Source organism: Pseudomonas sp. FW305-25 (assembly GCF_017351415.1).
Lineage (GTDB): Bacteria > Pseudomonadota > Gammaproteobacteria > Pseudomonadales > Pseudomonadaceae > Aquipseudomonas > Aquipseudomonas chlororaphis.
Window position 1 is genome coordinate 23343 of sequence record NZ_JACNDE010000008.1, and the last position, 16122, is coordinate 39464.

14 protein-coding genes are annotated in these 16122 nt (G+C 63.6%); 9 read left to right on the forward strand and 5 right to left on the reverse strand.

What is annotated here, in order from left to right:
* The first annotated feature begins 70 nt into the window (after window positions 1-70).
* Complete coding sequence (locus J4E58_RS09940) at window positions 71-820, forward strand: YkgJ family cysteine cluster protein (protein WP_087092000.1); 750 nt, start codon at window positions 71-73, stop codon at window positions 818-820.
* A 244-nt stretch (window positions 821-1064) separates the two neighbouring features.
* Here J4E58_RS09940 and J4E58_RS09945 read toward each other — a convergent pair whose 3' ends face one another.
* Entirely contained in the window at window positions 1065-1307 is a 243-nt protein-coding gene (locus J4E58_RS09945) for a hypothetical protein (protein WP_007922116.1), read from the reverse strand.
* 239 nt (window positions 1308-1546) lie between these two features.
* On the opposite strand from J4E58_RS09945, the gene J4E58_RS09950 reads away from it, so the two are divergent.
* The 8 genes from J4E58_RS09950 to J4E58_RS09985 all read left to right on the forward strand — a co-directional run bounded on the left by J4E58_RS09950 (window position 1547) and on the right by J4E58_RS09985 (window position 11561).
* On the forward strand, window positions 1547-2716 hold the full coding sequence (locus J4E58_RS09950; protein WP_087092001.1) for an efflux RND transporter periplasmic adaptor subunit: 1170 nt from the start codon (window positions 1547-1549) through the stop codon (window positions 2714-2716).
* Complete coding sequence (locus J4E58_RS09955; protein ID WP_087092002.1) at window positions 2713-5808, forward strand: multidrug efflux RND transporter permease subunit; 3096 nt, start codon at window positions 2713-2715, stop codon at window positions 5806-5808. The genes J4E58_RS09950 and J4E58_RS09955 overlap by 4 nt, the downstream gene beginning before the upstream one ends.
* Window positions 5809-5817: 9 nt before the next feature.
* Window positions 5818-6495 carry a heavy metal response regulator transcription factor gene (locus J4E58_RS09960; RefSeq protein ID WP_087092003.1) on the forward strand — a complete coding sequence of 226 codons (678 nt, stop codon included), beginning with the start codon at window positions 5818-5820 and terminating at the stop codon, window positions 6493-6495.
* Window positions 6485-7849 carry a heavy metal sensor histidine kinase gene (locus tag J4E58_RS09965; RefSeq protein ID WP_087092004.1) on the forward strand — a complete coding sequence of 455 codons (1365 nt, stop codon included), beginning with the start codon at window positions 6485-6487 and terminating at the stop codon, window positions 7847-7849. Before J4E58_RS09960 ends, J4E58_RS09965 begins: the two co-directional genes overlap by 11 nt.
* A gap of 143 nt (window positions 7850-7992) precedes the next feature.
* Window positions 7993-8157, forward strand: coding sequence for a hypothetical protein (locus J4E58_RS09970; RefSeq protein WP_156376430.1), 165 nt, complete (start codon window positions 7993-7995; stop codon window positions 8155-8157).
* 27 nt (window positions 8158-8184) lie between these two features.
* On the forward strand, window positions 8185-8409 hold the full coding sequence (locus J4E58_RS09975) for a hypothetical protein (protein WP_007922123.1): 225 nt from the start codon (window positions 8185-8187) through the stop codon (window positions 8407-8409).
* Between the two features lie 230 nt (window positions 8410-8639).
* Entirely contained in the window at window positions 8640-9920 is a 1281-nt protein-coding gene (locus tag J4E58_RS09980) for an OprD family porin (RefSeq protein ID WP_087092094.1), read from the forward strand.
* A 150-nt stretch (window positions 9921-10070) separates the two neighbouring features.
* Window positions 10071-11561 carry a sensor domain-containing diguanylate cyclase gene (locus J4E58_RS09985; RefSeq protein WP_087092005.1) on the forward strand — a complete coding sequence of 497 codons (1491 nt, stop codon included), beginning with the start codon at window positions 10071-10073 and terminating at the stop codon, window positions 11559-11561.
* Between the two features lie 136 nt (window positions 11562-11697).
* On the opposite strand, the gene lpxC is transcribed toward J4E58_RS09985, so the two are convergent.
* From lpxC to J4E58_RS10005, 4 genes are all read right to left on the reverse strand, one after another.
* Window positions 11698-12609: a UDP-3-O-acyl-N-acetylglucosamine deacetylase gene (gene lpxC, locus J4E58_RS09990; protein WP_009045509.1), complete on the reverse strand. Its 912-nt coding sequence runs from the start codon at window positions 12607-12609 to the stop codon at window positions 11698-11700.
* A 112-nt stretch (window positions 12610-12721) separates the two neighbouring features.
* Window positions 12722-13912, reverse strand: a complete 1191-nt coding sequence (gene ftsZ, locus J4E58_RS09995) for a cell division protein FtsZ (RefSeq protein ID WP_007922129.1) — start codon at window positions 13910-13912, stop codon at window positions 12722-12724.
* A gap of 65 nt (window positions 13913-13977) precedes the next feature.
* Window positions 13978-15237, reverse strand: coding sequence for a cell division protein FtsA (gene ftsA, locus J4E58_RS10000; protein ID WP_007922131.1), 1260 nt, complete (start codon window positions 15235-15237; stop codon window positions 13978-13980).
* Window positions 15238-15251: 14 nt separating this feature from the next.
* On the reverse strand, window positions 15252-16118 hold the full coding sequence (locus tag J4E58_RS10005) for a cell division protein FtsQ/DivIB (RefSeq protein ID WP_007922133.1): 867 nt from the start codon (window positions 16116-16118) through the stop codon (window positions 15252-15254).
* Window positions 16119-16122 lie beyond the last annotated feature (4 nt).

Consider the following 16122-nt stretch of genomic DNA (forward strand, 5'->3'; position numbering starts at 1 on the left):
AGCGCTATCTAGAGGGCGATGTGAGTCATTCCGTCGCCGCTTCCGCCTTTCGACTATGGCTGCCGGCTCAATGAATACTCGTTTTTCCTGCGTAGGCTGCGGCAAGTGCTGCAACGATCACCACGTTCCCCTGACCCTCGGCGAAGCCCACCAGTGGGCGCTGGATGGCGGCCAGGTGATCGTGCTGGTGGAAGGCTTCCTGAGCAATGGCCTGGGGCTGCCGGCCCAGCAGCGTGAGCACGCCGAGCGGCGTTCCTGCGTGGTGCCCAGCGGCAATACCCAGGCCCACGTGGCGATCACCTTCGCCGCCTACAACGTCGGCCCCTGCCGGAATCTTGACGAAGACCAGCTGTGCCGGATCTATGAACGCCGGCCGCTGGTGTGCCGCATCTACCCGATGGAAATCAATCCGCACATCCCGCTCAACCCGGCGGTCAAGGATTGCCCGCCCGAGTCCTGGGAAAAAGGCCCGGAGCTGATCGTCGGTGGCGAACTGGTGGACCGGGAACTGGCTGAACTGATCCAGCGCTCGCGCCAGGCCGACCGCGACGATATCCACAGCAAACAAGCCATCTGCCAACTACTGGGCATTCACACCACCGCCCTCAAGGGCGACGGCTTTACCGCCTACCTGCCGGACATGGCCGCCCTGGCCGAAGCCATCGAGCGGGTCCAGGCGCAACCGCTGGCGGCGCCGGCCGGCGAGTGGCTGTTTCATGTATCCGGTGAAGACATTGCCGGGCAAGTGCAGGACGCCGGTGCCCAGGTGGTGACCGAGGCGCCGCTCACCTACGCCTTCATTTCCTTGCGGGCAGCATGAAGCCCTGCCGCTGACCCGCAGAGTCTCCGGTGTCCGTCAAATCATTGCGAGCGTGCCGCTCGTACGCAGCCTGCGGCAGCGGCTGCACGGATTGGGATATCGCGGCATTCGCGGAACTTGTAGCCGCTGCCGCAGGCTGCGATAAGGCCGAAGGCCTTCGGCGATCTTAAGGTCGTGCGCCCGCTTCGCGGTCGATCGTCCGAACGCGGCCCGAGCCTTCGGCAGCGGCTACAGAAGCTTGGACTCAGCGCTTGCCCATCGAGCGGCGGGTGCCGGGTGGCGCCGCGCCTGGGGTCTTGGTGTGGCCGTTGGTGGCGCCGTTCTTGTACCAGGGTTGCTGGGCATTCTTGGCCTGGGCGAACTCGGACGGCTTGAACGGAAACTTGAACGGCGCGATCGCCGGCTTGCCTTCGCCAGGCGCGCTGGCGTCATCGACCTGGTCGGCGCTGGGCGCGTCGGACACAGGCGGTTGTGCTGGGGTAGTCATGGAAGCTCCGGGTGAAAAGCAAAGGCCGGGCCCGGGGAAGCGGGCCGCGAAGGCCGGCAGTATACCCGCGTTGCGGATCGTTGAGCGGCCGCGACCGTCATCGGCCAAAGGTCATCGGTCGGCCTTTGCTGACAGCGCTGTCAGGCAGGCGTCACGTTGCTGACCGGGTCGGCCGGCTATAAAGGGGCCATCGATTCTGGCCATCCTCCCGTCCCCCTTACCCCCCGGCGCTGGCGTCCATGCGTAATCGAAAAACAACCCTTGTGCTCGCAGGCGTGCTCACCGTTCTCGCCGCCGCTGGCCTGTGGTCCCTGCTCAAGCCGCCCAGCACCAAGCTGGCGGCGCCGACCGCGGTGCCGGTGCGGGTGATCAGCGTCGCCCAGCAGGATGTGCCGCGGCATGTCAGTGGCATCGGTTCGGTACTGTCGCTGCACAACGTGGTGATCCGGCCCCAGGTGGACGGCATCCTCACCCGGCTGCTGGTCAAGGAAGGCCAGTTGGTCAAGGCCGGCGACCTGCTGGCGACCATCGACGACCGCTCGATCCGCGCCAGCCTCGATCAGGCCCGGGCGCAACTGGCGGAAAACCAGGCGCAACTGCAAGTGGCCCAGGTCAACCTCAAGCGTTACAAGCTGCTGTCGGTGGATGACGGCGTGTCCAAGCAGACCTACGACCAGCAGCAGGCGCTGGTCAACCAGCTCAAGGCCAGCGTCCAGGGCAACCAGGCCGCCATCGATGCGGCGCAGGTGCAGTTGTCCTATACCCAGATCCGCTCGCCGGTGTCCGGCCGCGTCGGCATCCGCACCGTCGACGAAGGCAATTTCCTGCGCACCAGCGATACCCAGGGCCTGTTCTCGGTGACCCAGATCGACCCGATCGCGGTCGAGTTTTCCTTGCCGCAACAGATGCTGCCGACCCTGCAGGGGCTGCTGGTCGCCGAGCACCCGGCCTCGGTGGACGCCTACCTGGGCGCCGATACCGACTCCGACACGGGCGAGCGCCTGGGCGAAGGCCACCTGAGCCTGATCGACAACCAGATCGACACCAACACCGGGACCATCCGCGCCAAGGCCGAATTCAGCAACCCCGGGCAAAAGCTCTGGCCCGGCCAACTGGTGACCATCAAGATCCAGACCGCCGTGGAAAAAGCCGCCCTGGTGGTACCGCCCGGCGTGGTGCAACGCGGCCTGGACAAACACTTCGTGTATCGGGTCAAGGACGACAAGGTGGAAATCGTCCCGGTGCAGATGGTCTATCATGACAGCGGCCAGAACATCATCAAGGGCGTGCAGGCCGGCGACCTGCTGGTCAGTGACGGCCAGTCGCGGCTCAAGGCCGGCTCACATATCGAAGTGCTCAGCGAACCGCCGCAACAGATCCAGGCGGCGAACGCGGAGCCACAGCCATGAAGGGCCACGGCTCGATCTCCGCCTGGTGCGTCGACCATCCGGTCGCCACCCTGCTGCTGACCTTCGCCCTGGTGCTGCTGGGCGCCATCGCCTTTCCCCGGCTGCCCATAGCGCCGCTGCCGGAGGCCGAATTCCCGACCATCCAGGTCACCGCGCAGCTGCCCGGCGCCAGCCCGGAAACCATGGCTTCCTCGGTGGCCACACCGCTGGAGGTGCAGTTCAGCGCCATCCCCGGCATGACCCAGATGACCTCCAGCAGCGCCCTGGGCTCGACCAACCTGACCCTGCAATTCACCCTCGACAAGAGCATCGACACCGCCGCCCAGGAAGTGCAGGCGGCGATCAACACCGCCTCGGGCAAGCTGCCCAACGACATGCCGAGCCTGCCCACCTGGCGCAAGGTCAACCCGGCGGACAGCCCGGTGCTGATCCTCAGCATCAGTTCCACGCAGATGCCCGGCACTGAACTGAGCGACTACGTGGAAACCCTGCTGGCCCGGCAGATCAGCCAGATCGACGGTGTCGGCCTGATCAACATCACCGGCCAGCAACGCCCGGCGATCCGCGTCCAGGCCTCGCCCGACCGGCTGGCGGCCATCGGCCTGACCCTGGCCGATATCCGCGTCGCCCTGCAGCAGGCCAGCCTCAACCTGGCCAAGGGCGCGCTGTATGGCGAGTCGAGCATCTCGACCCTGTCGACCAACGACCAGCTGTTCCATCCCGAGGACTACGGCCAGTTGATCGTCTCCTACAAGAACGGCGCGCCGGTGCAGCTCAAGGACGTCGCCCGGGTCATCAGCGGCCCGGAAAACGCCTACGTGCAGGCCTGGTCCAACGACCAGCCGGGGCTCAACCTGGTGATCTTCCGCCAGCCGGGGGCCAACATCGTCGACACCGTGGACCGCATCCAGGGCGAGTTGCCGCGCCTGGAGGCCATGCTGCCGGCCTCGGTGGACGTGACCGTGCTCTCGGACCGCACCAAGACCATCCGCGCGTCCTTGCATGAAGTGGAAATCACCCTGCTGATCGCGGTGCTGCTGGTGGTGGCGGTGATGGCGCTGTTCCTGCGCCAGCTGTCGGCGACGCTGATCGTCTCCAGCGTGCTCGGGGTGTCGCTGGTGGCCAGCTTCGCGCTGATGTATGTGATGGGCTTCAGCCTGAACAATCTGACCCTGGTGGCCATCGTGATCTCGGTGGGCTTCGTGGTCGACGACGCGATTGTCGTGGTGGAGAACATCCATCGCCATCTGGAAGCCGGCGATGGCATGCGCGAGGCGGCGATCAAGGGCGCCGGCGAAATCGGCTTCACCGTGGTGTCCATCAGCTTCTCGCTGATCGCCGCGTTCATTCCCCTGCTGTTCATGGGCGGCGTGGTCGGGCGGCTGTTCAAGGAGTTCGCCCTGACCGCCACCTCGACCATCCTGATTTCGGTGGTGGTGTCGCTGACCCTGGCGCCGACCCTGGCGGCGCTGTTCATGCGCGCGCCGACTGATCATCCCCACGATCGCCCAGGCTTCGGCGAACGCCTGCTGGCACTCTACGAGCGTGGGCTGCGCCGAGCCCTGGCCCATCAACGGCTGATGCTCGGCCTGTTCGGCCTGACCCTGGGCCTGGCCATCGCCGGCTATGTATTCATTCCCAAGGGTTTCTTCCCGGTCCAGGACACCGGCTTCGTGCTCGGCACCAGCGAAGCGGCGGCCGATATTTCCTACCCGGACATGGTGGCAAAGCACCTGGCCCTGGCGAAGATCCTCGGCGCCGACCCGGCGGTGGAAACCTTCTCCCACTCGGTCGGCGTCACCGGCAACAACCAGACCATCGCCAACGGCCGCTTCTGGATCGCCCTCAAGGACCGCGGCCAGCGGGACGTCTCCGCCAGCCAGTTCATCGACCGCATTCGCCCGCAGCTGGCCAAGGTCCCGGGCATCGTCCTGTACCTGCGGGCCGGCCAGGACATCAACCTCAGCTCCGGGCCGAGCCGCAGCCAGTACCAGTACGTGCTCAAGAGCAACGACGGGCCGACGCTGAATACCTGGACCCAGCGCCTGACGGAAAAACTGCGGGCCAACCCGGCCTTTCGCGACCTGTCCAACGACCTGCAACTGGGCGGCAGCATCACCCATATCAGCATCGACCGCAGCGCCGCGGCGCGTTTCGGCCTGACCGCCACCGACGTCGACGAAGCGCTCTACGACGCCTTCGGCCAGCGCCAGGTCAACGAGTTCCAGACCGAGACCAACCAGTACAACGTGATCCTCGAACTGGACGCCCGGCAGCGCGGCAAGGCCGAGAGCCTGAATTACTTCTACCTGCGCTCGCCCCTGAGCGGCGAGATGGTGCCGCTGTCGGCGCTGGCCAAGGTCGATCCGCCCACCGTCGGCCCGTTGTCCATCGCCCACGACGGCATGTTCCCGGCCGCCAACCTGTCGTTCAACCTGGCGCCGGGCGTGGCCCTGGGCGACGCGGTGATCATGCTCGACCAGGCGAAAAACCAGATCGGCATGCCCGCCTCCATCGCCGGCAATTTCCAGGGCGCGGCCCAGGCCTTCCAGAGCTCCCTGGCCAGCCAGCCGTGGCTGATCCTCGCGGCGCTGGTGGCGGTGTACATCATCCTCGGCGTGCTCTACGAGAGTTTCGTCCACCCGCTGACGATCATTTCCACCCTGCCCTCGGCCGGCCTTGGCGCGCTGATCATGCTCTGGCTGCTGGGCCAGGACTTCTCGATCATGGCCCTGATCGGCCTGGTGCTGCTGATCGGCATCGTCAAGAAAAACGGCATCCTGATGATCGACTTCGCCCTCGAAGCCCAGCGCAAGGGCGGGCTGTCGCCGCAGGAGGCGATCTACCAGGCCTGTATCACCCGTTTCCGGCCAATCATCATGACCACCCTCGCCGCGCTGCTCGGCGCCTTGCCGCTGATGCTCGGCTATGGCGCCGGAGCGGAGTTGCGCCAGCCGCTGGGGATCGCCGTGGTCGGTGGCCTGCTGGTGAGCCAGGCGCTGACGCTGTTCACCACTCCGGTCATATACTTGTGGCTCGAGCGGCTATTCCATCGGCCCACACCAGCGCCAGCGCTGGCAAGCACATCCTGAGGCGGGGTCATGCGCGTTCTGATTATCGAAGACGAAGAGAAAACCGCGGACTATCTGCACCGCGGCCTGACCGAACAAGGCTACACCGTGGACCTCGCGCGCGACGGCGTCGAGGGCCTGCACCTGGCTCTGGAAGGCGACTACGCGGTGATCGTGCTCGACGTGATGCTGCCCGGCCTCGACGGCTTCGGCGTGCTGCGGGCGCTGCGCGCGCGCAAGCAGACGCCGGTGATCATGCTCACCGCCCGCGAGCGCGTCGAAGACCGCATCAAGGGCCTGCGCGATGGCGCCGACGATTATCTGGGCAAGCCCTTTTCCTTCCTCGAACTGGTGGCGCGCCTGCAGGCCCTGACCCGCCGCAGCGGCGGCCACGAACCGGTGCAGATCAGCATCGCCGACCTGTGGATCGACCTGATCAGCCGCAAGGCCAGCCGCGCCGGTACGCGCCTGGACCTGACCGCCAAGGAGTTCTCGCTGCTCAGCGTGCTCGCCCGGCGCCAGGGCGAGATCCTGTCGAAAACCGCGATCGCCGAGATGGTCTGGGACATCAACTTCGACAGCGACGCCAATGTCGTCGAAGTGGCGATCAAGCGCCTGCGGGCCAAGCTCGACGGGCCGTTCGAACAGAAACTGCTGCACACCATCCGCGGCATGGGGTATGTGCTGGAGAACCGCGGTGTCTCGTAACTCGATAGCCCTGCGCCTGAGCGGGCTTTTCACCCTGGTGGCCCTGCTGATCTTCCTGCTGATCGGCGGCGCGCTCTATCAACAGGTGGACAAGGGCCTGGGCCTGCTGCCCGAGGCCGAGCTGGATGCGCGCTACAGCGTGCTGGAGTCGGCCCTGACGCGCTTCGGCAACCCGGAGCACTGGGCCAAGATCAACAACAAGCTCAAGCTGCTCAGCGAAGAAGACAAGCGCATCCGTTTCTGGGTGGTCAGCGGCGACCCCGCCTACGAATACGGCAACCCCGACCCGCAGATCCGCCGCTTTGCCCAGGGCCCGCTGGGCATGCGCGACCTGACCCTGCCCGGGCATCCCTATCCGCTGAAAGTGCTGGTCAGCCAGCTGCCGGCCAAGGAGCTGCGCCCGCCGCTGCGCTTTCTGATCGCCATCGACACCGAGACCTTCTACGAGACCCAGCACCAGCTGTTGATTGCCTTGATCAGCTTGGCCATCGTCGGCGTGCTGCTGGCCTCGGCGCTGGGCTACTGGGTGGCGCGCATCGGCCTCAAGCCCTTGATCGGGCTGTCCGAAGAGGCCCAGCGCCTGGCCCCGCCGAGGCTTTCCGGACGCCTGCAACTGTCGTCGCTACCGCCGGAGCTGACGCAGTTCGCCAACTCGTTCAACTCGACCCTGGAGCGGGTGGAGCAAGCCTATTCGCGCCTGGAATCCTTCAATGCCGACGTCGCCCACGAACTGCGCTCGCCCCTGACCAACCTGATCGGCCAGACCCAGGTGGCGCTGACCCGCGGGCGTTCCGCCGAGCATTATTTCGAGGTGCTGCAATCCAATCTCGAAGAGCTGGAACGGCTGCGCTCGATCATCAACGACATGCTGTTCCTGGCCAGCGCCGACCAGGGCAGCAAGGCCACCAAGCTCACCAGCACCTCCCTGGCCAGTGAAGTGGCGACCACCCTGGACTACCTGGACTTCATCCTCGAAGACGCCCAGGTCAAGGTCGAGGTCCGCGGCGATGCCCAGGTGCAGATCGAGATCGCCCACCTGCGCCGGGCGCTGATCAACCTGCTGAGCAATGCCGTGCAGCACACCGAGCCCGGGCAGGTGATCCAGGTACAGATCGATGTGCAGGAACACCAGGTGACCATCGCCGTGAGCAATCCCGGCCAGGCCATCGCCAGCGAGCACCTGCCCCGGCTGTTCGAGCGCTTCTACCGGGTCGACGCCTCCCGCAGCAACAGCGGCGCCAACCACGGCCTGGGGCTGGCGATCGTCAAGGCCATCGCCCTGATGCACGGCGGCGACGTGTTCGTGCGCAGCGATGACGGCATGAACACCTTCGGCCTCTACCTGCCGATCTGACCTCTCCCTCTCCTCTGTAGGAGCAGCCGGTCGACGCGCGATTGCTCGCGATGGCGGCATGTCAGATACATCGCATTACCTCTATCGCCGGCAAGCCTGGCTCCTACAGAAGCAGGCTCGCCACGGACCTGTAGGAGCGAAGCTTGCTCGCGATGGCGGTGCATCAGGCACAGCGCATTGCCCCATCGCCGGCAAGCCTGGCGCCTACAGAAGTGGTGTCAACTATTGCTTTTGGCGTAACAGTGCTTATCCTGTTCGGCGCTTTTTCCAGCCGTCTTGAAGTTATATTTTTGTCGCACCTAATTTGAACTTGCTCTGCAAGAAGGTCTTCAGAAATGTCCAACAGTATGGGTATTGCCAGCGCCTTTGTTTTGTCCTCCCTGTTCTTGGCCCCTATGGCCATGGCCGAAGAATCGCAGACTTTCGCCGCGCATAACGCCGCGCGCGCCGCTGCCTTCCAGGACGCCCAGGAAGCGCTGGCTACCAAGCAACAGAACGGCAAGCAGCCGCAGGAGATCACGGCGGAACAACGCCAGCCGGACGTTCAGAAGGACAGCTGACACCTGCTACCGACTCGTTTCCCTCGACAACTTCTCTGCTCTAACCCCGGAGTAAGTTGTCTTAAAGCCGCTGATAACAGCGGCTTTTTTTTGCCATGTAGAACTGCCTGTTTCATTCGTTTCACCCAGAACAAGAAACACCCGAATCGACAATAACAACTGTCATCATTCATCCAAGGAGCTTTTTACCGGTGAAGGTCACTTCCACTCTCAGCCCGTTGTTCATTGCAATGGCTGCAACTATCGCCCCCAGTGTCCAGGCCGCCGACGAGGCCAGCCCCGAAGGCTTCGTCGAAGGCGCAAGCCTCAAGCTCAACGCCCGCAACTACTACATGAATCGCAACCGCCACCAGCAGGCTCCCGACAATATCGAATGGGGCCAGGGTTTCCTGGGGATCTTCGAGTCGGGTTATACCCAGGGCACTGTCGGTTTCGGCATCGATGCCAACGCCATGCTCGGCTTGAAACTCGATGGCGGTGGCGGCACCGACAGCTCGAGCATCCTGCCGGTCAGCGATGGCAGCGGCAAAGCGCCGACGTCGTTTTCCACGGCTGGCGCCACCCTGAAAATCCGCGCCTTCGACACCGAGCTCAAGGCCGGCGATCTGTTTCTCAACAATCCGGTGATCGCCGGTGGCCAGAGCCGCATGCTGCCGCAGACCTTCCGCGGGGTCAGCCTGGCCAACCACAGTTTCGACGGCTGGCTGCTCGAAGGTGGCCAGGCCAGCTTCACCAAGCCCTATAACCAGAGCGGCCGCCGACGTATCGACACGGCCTACGGCAAACTGGCGAATGGCGACGAAAGCCGCCACTTGAACTGGGCCGGCGTGGCCTGGAGCGGCGTGCCCGGGCTGACCAGCAGCCTGTACGCCGCCGAACTCAAGGACATCTGGAACCAGTACTACTACGACCTCGACTACAGCTACGCGCTGAACGAGCTGGTGACCCTGAACCCGGGCTTGCACTTCTATCACACCCAAGACACCGGCGACGCGCTGCTGGGCGACATCGACAACAACACCTACAGCCTGCATTTCACCCTGGGCATCGGCCATCACAGCCTCACCGCCGCTTACCAGCGGGTGAATGGCAACACCCCGTTCGACTACATCAACCAGGGTGACAGCATCTACCTGGACAACTCCCAGCAGTATTCGGATTTCAACGGCCCCAACGAGCGTTCGTGGAAACTCAAGTACGCCTACGACTTCGCCGGCCTCGGCCTGCCGGGCCTGACTTCGGCGCTCTCCTACTCGCGCGGCGAGCTGGACCTGACCAAGGTCGACCCGCACAGCCTTGGCTACGCCAACTGGTACAGCGCCGGCGGCGAGCACGCCAGGCACTGGGAACGCGACCTTGACCTCAAGTACGTGGTGCAGGGTGGCCAGGCCAAGGATCTGGCGGTCCGCCTGCAGTGGGCCACCAACCGTGGCGGCAACGGTTATGGCGCGCTGGACAATGACACCGACGAATACCGGGTAATCGTCGATTACCCATTCAATGTGTTCTAAGCTCGGTTAAGCAAAAGGCCAGCATCATTTTGCTGGCCTTTTTTTTGTCTGCGATTTATACATGCGCCCGCAGGCGCGATCGGTCTCTGCAACTCTGCTTGCTTCATCCGGAAACACCCCTGAAACGTACACACCGCAGAAGTCAGAACTATGAGTGTGAGTAGTGCGACACCCCGCAACACGACCACTTTGACCCGGTCGGAAAGGATGCTGATTCTTGGAAGCTCACTGATGGTCATCTCCATCCTGAGCATCGTGACCTTCTTGCTGATTCGCGAACGCGGCAGCGCCGAAATGGCCGCCACCCGCGCGGCCTCCAACATCGTGCAATTGATCGACGCCGACGTGCTGCGCAATGTCGAGCTGTACGACGTATCCCTGCGTGGCCTGATCAGCGCCTCGCAACGCGACGACCTGAAACAGGTATCGCCGACCATTCGCCATATGGCGCTGTTCGACCGGGCCACCGCGGCCCCCTACAAGGGCAACATCCTGCTGTTCGACTCGCGCGGCAACGTGCTCGCCGACTCCGCCTCGGTCGAACCGCGCCAGGGCAACTTTGCCGACCGGGAGTATTTCCAGTCCCATGTGAATAACCCTGATCCGGGCATGCTGATCAGCCGACCGTTCCGCGCCCGCCCGCCCGAGCTGGATTGGCGCATCAGTTTCAGCCGGCGGGTGTCCGGCGAGCGCGGGGAGTTCCTCGGAGTGGCCGAAGCGGCCATGCGCCTGGACTACTTTAGCCAATTGTTCAAAAGCCTGAATGTCGGCCGCGACAGCTCGGTCAACCTGATCAGTCGCGACGGTATCCTGCTGGCCCAGGAACCGCCGCGAGCGGACAACCTGATCGGCCAGGACTTCAGCCAACGGCCCAATTTCATCCGCATCCTGCGCGAGGGGAACGGCAGCTTCAAAGGCATGTCCAGCACCCAGCAGCCGCGCCTGTATACCTTCTCCCAGGTCGGAGACCTGCCGCTGATCGTGATCGTGGCGCTTTCCAGCAATGAAGTCTTCGCCTCCTGGCAGCGCACCGCCCTGGTGGTCGGCGGCGCCACCGGTGCGCTGTGCCTGGGCCTGTTGTGGCTGACCTGGCTGCTTTGCCGGGAATTGCGCCGCCGCCAGAGCGCCGAGCAGGAACTCGCGCAACTGGCCGCCACTGACGCTCTCACCGGCCTGGACAACCGCCGCAGCCTGGACCAGACCCTGGCCCGCGAATGGGGACGCGCGCAACGCTCCCACAGCGCCCTGTCGCTGCTGATGTTGGACGTGGATCACTTCAAGGCCTTCAACGACCGCCACGGGCACCCGCTTGGCGATGAAGCCCTGCGCATCGTGGCCCGGGTGATCAGTGACAATATCCGTCGCCCCGGCGACCTGGCCGCACGCTACGGCGGCGAAGAGTTCGCCGTGGTCCTGCCGGAGACCGATAACGAAGGCGCCCGGCGTATCGCCGAGCATATCCGCCTGGCGATCGAGCGCCTGCCGCCGATCCGGGATGGCGCCTCGCCAATCACCATCAGCATCGGCCTCAGCACCTGGGCGGGCACGCCGAAGTCCAGCCTGGAAGCGTTGTGCTCGATGGCCGACAAGGCGCTGTACCAGGCCAAGGCCGAAGGGCGAAACCGGGTCGTGGCGGGCTGAGCCCATCGTGGCCAAGCCTCGCTTCTATTGGTCCCGTGCTGCCCGCGATAACCTCATCAGCCGCGCAGGAATCTGCGGACATAAAAAAAGGCCACCCGAGGGCAGCCTTTAAAAACTAAAGGAAAGAGAGTGTTACTTACACGGCCGCAACCGGACGCATGTAAGAGATCGGTGCAGTGCTGGCATCTTCGAAGGTCACGACTTCCCAAGCGTCTTTCTGCTCAATGAGCTTGCGCAGAAGCTGGTTGTTCAGTGCATGGCCCGACTTGAAGCCTTTGAACTCACCTATCAGGCTGTTGCCCAGCAGGTAGAGGTCACCAATTGCGTCGAGGATCTTGTGCTTCACGAATTCGTCTTCGTAGCGAAGGCCGTCCTCGTTCAGTACACCATCCGCGTCGACCACGATGGCGTTTTCCACGCTGCCGCCGAGTGCGAGGTTGTGCTTGCGCAGGTACTCGATATCACTCATGAAACCAAAGGTACGGGCGCGGCTGACTTCCTTCACGAACGAAGTGCTGGAAAAGTCCACGCTTGCACTCTGGGTGCGGTCACGGAAAACCGGGTGATCGAAATCGATCTCAAAGCTCACTTTAAAACCGTCGAAAGGCACGAAAGTGGCGCGCTTGTCGCCGTCTTCCACTGTCACCTCGCGAAGGATGCGGATGAACTTCTTGGCTGCGTCCTGTTCTTCCAGGCCGGCAGATTGAATCAGGAATACGAAGGGTCCAGCGCTGCCATCCATGATCGGGACTTCGGACGCGGAGAGCTCGACGTAGGCGTTATCGATGCCCAGGCCAGCCATGGCCGAGAGCAAGTGCTCCACCGTGTCCACTTTGGTGTCACCGTTGACCAGGGTGGTCGACATAGTGGTTTCACCAACGTTTTCCGCGCGAGCAGGAATCTGCACCACAGGGTCCAGGTCGGCACGACAAAACACAATGCCGGTGTCGACAGGCGCAGGCTTGAGGGTCAGGTAAACCTTCTCCCCGGAGTGCAGGCCTACACCTGTGGCACGGATAATATTCTTCAGGGTGCGTTGTTTAATCATGGCTTGGGCCGCTTCAGCGCAAATTGCGAACTGGTATCAACAAAGGCTGGCGATAATAGCAGACCAGACCTTTGCTGAACACCAATCACCCTAATACCCCTGATACATTCCATCAATCGGCCTGGCGACGCAGGAAAGCCGGGATGTCCAGGTAGTCCAGATCATCTTGCGGATTCAGCTTCGCCGCAGTCGCAGCACTGGCCTGAGCTTGGTTGCGCATGACGGTCGGACGGTCCAGATCACGGTAGTTGACCGACGGCAGTTCCTGACGAGCAGGTGCTGGCGCCTGTGCAGCGGCCATGGAGGTTTGCACGGTATTGTCGATGACCTTCACAGGCTTCTCGATTTTCGCGCCCAGACCTGTGGCAACCACAGTCACGTGCAGCTCGTCGCGCATGTCCGGATCGATAACGGTACCGACCTTGACCATCGCGTGCTCGGAAGCGAAGGCTTCGATGATGCTACCCACGTCGGAGTACTCGCCCAGGGACAGGTCGGGACCGGCGGTGATGTTCACCAGGATGCCGCGCGCGCCTTGCAGGTTCACGTCTTCCAGCAGCGGATTGCGGATCGCCGCTTCGGTCGCTTCACGTGCACGGTTAGGACCGCTGGCGCAGCCAGTGCCCATCATCGCCATGCCCATTTCGCTCATCACGGTGCGTACGTCGGCGAAGTCGACGTTGATCATGCCCGGACGCTTGATGATGTCGGAGATACCGCGAACGGCACCGGCCAGGACGTCGTCGGCCTTGGCGAAAGCCGACAGCAGGCTGGCGTCTTTGCCGAGGATGGTCAGCAGTTTTTCGTTGGGAATGGTGATCAACGAATCGACGCTTTCGCTCAGCGCGCGGATGCCTTCATCGGCGATCTGCATGCGCTTGCGGCCTTCGAACGGGAATGGACGGGTCACCACCGCAACGGTGAGGATGCCCATTTCCTTGGCCACTTCGGCGATGATCGGCGCAGCACCGGTACCGGTACCACCGCCCATGCCGGTCGTGATGAACACCATGTTGGTGCCCGCCAGCACTTCAGCGATACGCTCGCGGTCTTCCAGGGCGGCTTGACGGCCGACTTCAGGATTGGCGCCAGCACCCAGGCCCTTGGTCACGCCGGTACCCAGTTGCAGGATGGTCCGCGCGCCGATGTTTTTCAGCGCTTGAGCATCAGTGTTGGCGCAGATGAATTCGACGCCTTCGATGTTGCTCTTGACCATGTGATTGACGGCGTTGCCGCCGCCACCGCCGACACCGATAACCTTGATTACCGGACTTGCGGGGACGTTGTCTACGAGTTCGAACATTTTCCCTCTCCTTTCATTTCTCTAGTTTTTTCGCCTACTGCTTACAACGGTGTTGCGGTAAATCTTCAGAAATTGCCCTGCACCCAGCTCTTGATGCGATCGAGCAAGGCGGCCTTGGGTTCGTCGCTGCTGTAGCTGTCCCGGCTACCGATGCCGGAGAACGAGATACCGTCGGACTGCTTCTGCAGCCCGTACAACAGCAAGCCCACGCCGGTGGAGTAGATCGGGTTGCGCACCACGTCGGACAGACCTTTGACGGTGTGCGGCACGCCCAGGCGGACCGGCATGTGGAAAATCTCTTCGGCCAGTTCGACCGCGCCTTCCATTTTCGAAGTACCGCCGGTCAGCACGATGCCGGCCGGGATCAGGTCTTCGTAGCCGCTGCGACGCAGTTCGGCCTGGATCAGGGTGAACAGCTCGTCGTAACGCGGCTCGACCACTTCGGCCAGGGCCTGGCGGGACAGCTCGCGCGGCGGACGGTCGCCGACGCTTGGCACCTTGATGGTTTCGCCGGCACCGGCCAGCTTGGCCAGGGCGCAGGCATAACGAATCTTGATTTCTTCGGCGTACTGGGTCGGCGTACGCAGCGCCATGGCGATGTCGTTGGTCACCTGGTCGCCGGCAATCGGGATAACCGCGGTATGGCGGATCGCGCCTTCGGTGAAGATCGCGATGTCGGTGGTGCCGCCACCGATATCCACCAGGCACACGCCCAGCTCTTTCTCGTCGTCGGTCAGCACCGAATACGCCGAGGCCAGCTGTTCGAGAATGATGTCGTCGATTTCCAGGCCGCAGCGACGCACGCACTTTTCGATGTTCTGGGCGGCATTCACCGCGCAGGTCACCACGTGCACCTTGGCTTCCAGGCGTACGCCGGACATGCCCAGGGGCTCGCGCACGCCTTCCTGGTTATCGATCACGTAATCCTGCGGCAGGGTGTGCAGCACCCGCTGGTCGGCCGGAATCGCCACGGCCTGCGCCGCGTCGAGTACCCGCTCCAGGTCCGCCGAGCTCACTTCGCGATCACGAATCGCCACGATGCCGTGGGAGTTCAGGCTGCGAATGTGATTGCCCGCCACGCCGACGAACGCCGAGTGGATACGGCAACCGGCCATCAGTTGCGCTTCTTCTACCGCGCGCTGGATCGATTGAACGGTGGACTCGATATTCACCACCACGCCCTTCTTCAGGCCGCGCGATGGATGGGTGCCGATACCGACGATTTCCAGCGTGCCATCGGCCGCGACCTCGCCCACCAGCGCCACCACCTTGGAGGTGCCGATATCCAGACCGACGATCATTTTGCCGCTTTGCACGTTTGCCATGGTCCTGCCTCTTCTTAATTCTTCGCGACGGCGGGTTGGGCCGTCGTGGGCGCTACAGGTTCCCGCCAGCCGACGGCCAGGCCGTTGGCATAACGCAGATCGATGCGCGCGATGTTCGTAATCTGTTCTTTCAGCGTTTTTTCATAAATGGCAATGAAGCGGCGCATCTTCTCCACCAGGTGATCGCGTCCGAGCAACAGTTCGATACCAGGACCGGCGCTGCCGGCCCCCGTGGTCAGGAACCAGCTGCCGCGCTCGCGCAACTCCAGACGGGCAATGGAGAAACCCATCGGGCGAAGCATCTGGCTCAACACCTGGTACTGCTGCATCACCTGCTGCTGGGCCCGCTGCGGGCCGAACAACTGTGGCAAGTGCTCGTAGTTCGCCAGCTCACGCGGGGTGAAGGCCTGGCCCTGGTTGTTCAACAGCGCCTCGTCGCCCCAACGGGCCACCGGCAACTGCTCTTCCAGGCGAATCACCACCTGGTCCGGCCACACACGCCTTACCTCGGCATGAGCGATCCATGGCATCTGTTCCAGCTCGGTACGCATGCTCGCCAGGTCGATGGTGAAGAAGCTCGCCGCGACGTAGGGCGCGATCCGCTGCTGCACCGCCTGCTGGCTGATGTAACTCAGGTCGCCCTGCACCGCGACCTTGGTGATCGGCCGGTCGGCATAGGGCAACAGGCGCTGCGCGCCCTCGTAAGTGCCGAAGCCCAGCGCGACCAGCAGCACCGGCCACATCAGGCTTTTCAGCACGCCAAAGTTGGCTTTCGGCAGGCGCGCCGACATCGGCTCCTTGGCCACCATCCGGCTGGCACCACGCGGCACCGGCTTGCGGCCGGGAGCGGGTTGCTGATGACGTAGCTGGGCGCCTTGCATGGCC

Bases quoted from the DNA above. Each gene is read 5' to 3' on its own strand.
- J4E58_RS09940 (WP_087092000.1), top strand. From the start codon at position 71: ATGAATACTCGTTTTTCCTGCGTAGGCTGCGGCAAGTGCTGCAACGAT.
- J4E58_RS09945 (WP_007922116.1), bottom strand. From the start codon at position 1,307: ATGACTACCCCAGCACAACCGCCTGTGTCCGACGCGCCCAGCGCCGAC.
- J4E58_RS09950 (WP_087092001.1), top strand. From the start codon at position 1,547: ATGCGTAATCGAAAAACAACCCTTGTGCTCGCAGGCGTGCTCACCGTT.
- J4E58_RS09955 (WP_087092002.1), top strand. From the start codon at position 2,713: ATGAAGGGCCACGGCTCGATCTCCGCCTGGTGCGTCGACCATCCGGTC.
- J4E58_RS09960 (WP_087092003.1), top strand. From the start codon at position 5,818: ATGCGCGTTCTGATTATCGAAGACGAAGAGAAAACCGCGGACTATCTG.
- J4E58_RS09975 (WP_007922123.1), top strand. From the start codon at position 8,185: ATGTCCAACAGTATGGGTATTGCCAGCGCCTTTGTTTTGTCCTCCCTG.
- J4E58_RS09980 (WP_087092094.1), top strand. From the start codon at position 8,640: ATGGCTGCAACTATCGCCCCCAGTGTCCAGGCCGCCGACGAGGCCAGC.
- J4E58_RS09985 (WP_087092005.1), top strand. From the start codon at position 10,071: ATGAGTGTGAGTAGTGCGACACCCCGCAACACGACCACTTTGACCCGG.
- lpxC (WP_009045509.1), bottom strand. From the start codon at position 12,609: ATGATTAAACAACGCACCCTGAAGAATATTATCCGTGCCACAGGTGTA.
- ftsZ (WP_007922129.1), bottom strand. From the start codon at position 13,912: ATGTTCGAACTCGTAGACAACGTCCCCGCAAGTCCGGTAATCAAGGTT.
- ftsA (WP_007922131.1), bottom strand. From the start codon at position 15,237: ATGGCAAACGTGCAAAGCGGCAAAATGATCGTCGGTCTGGATATCGGC.
- J4E58_RS10005 (WP_007922133.1), bottom strand. From the start codon at position 16,118: ATGCAAGGCGCCCAGCTACGTCATCAGCAACCCGCTCCCGGCCGCAAG.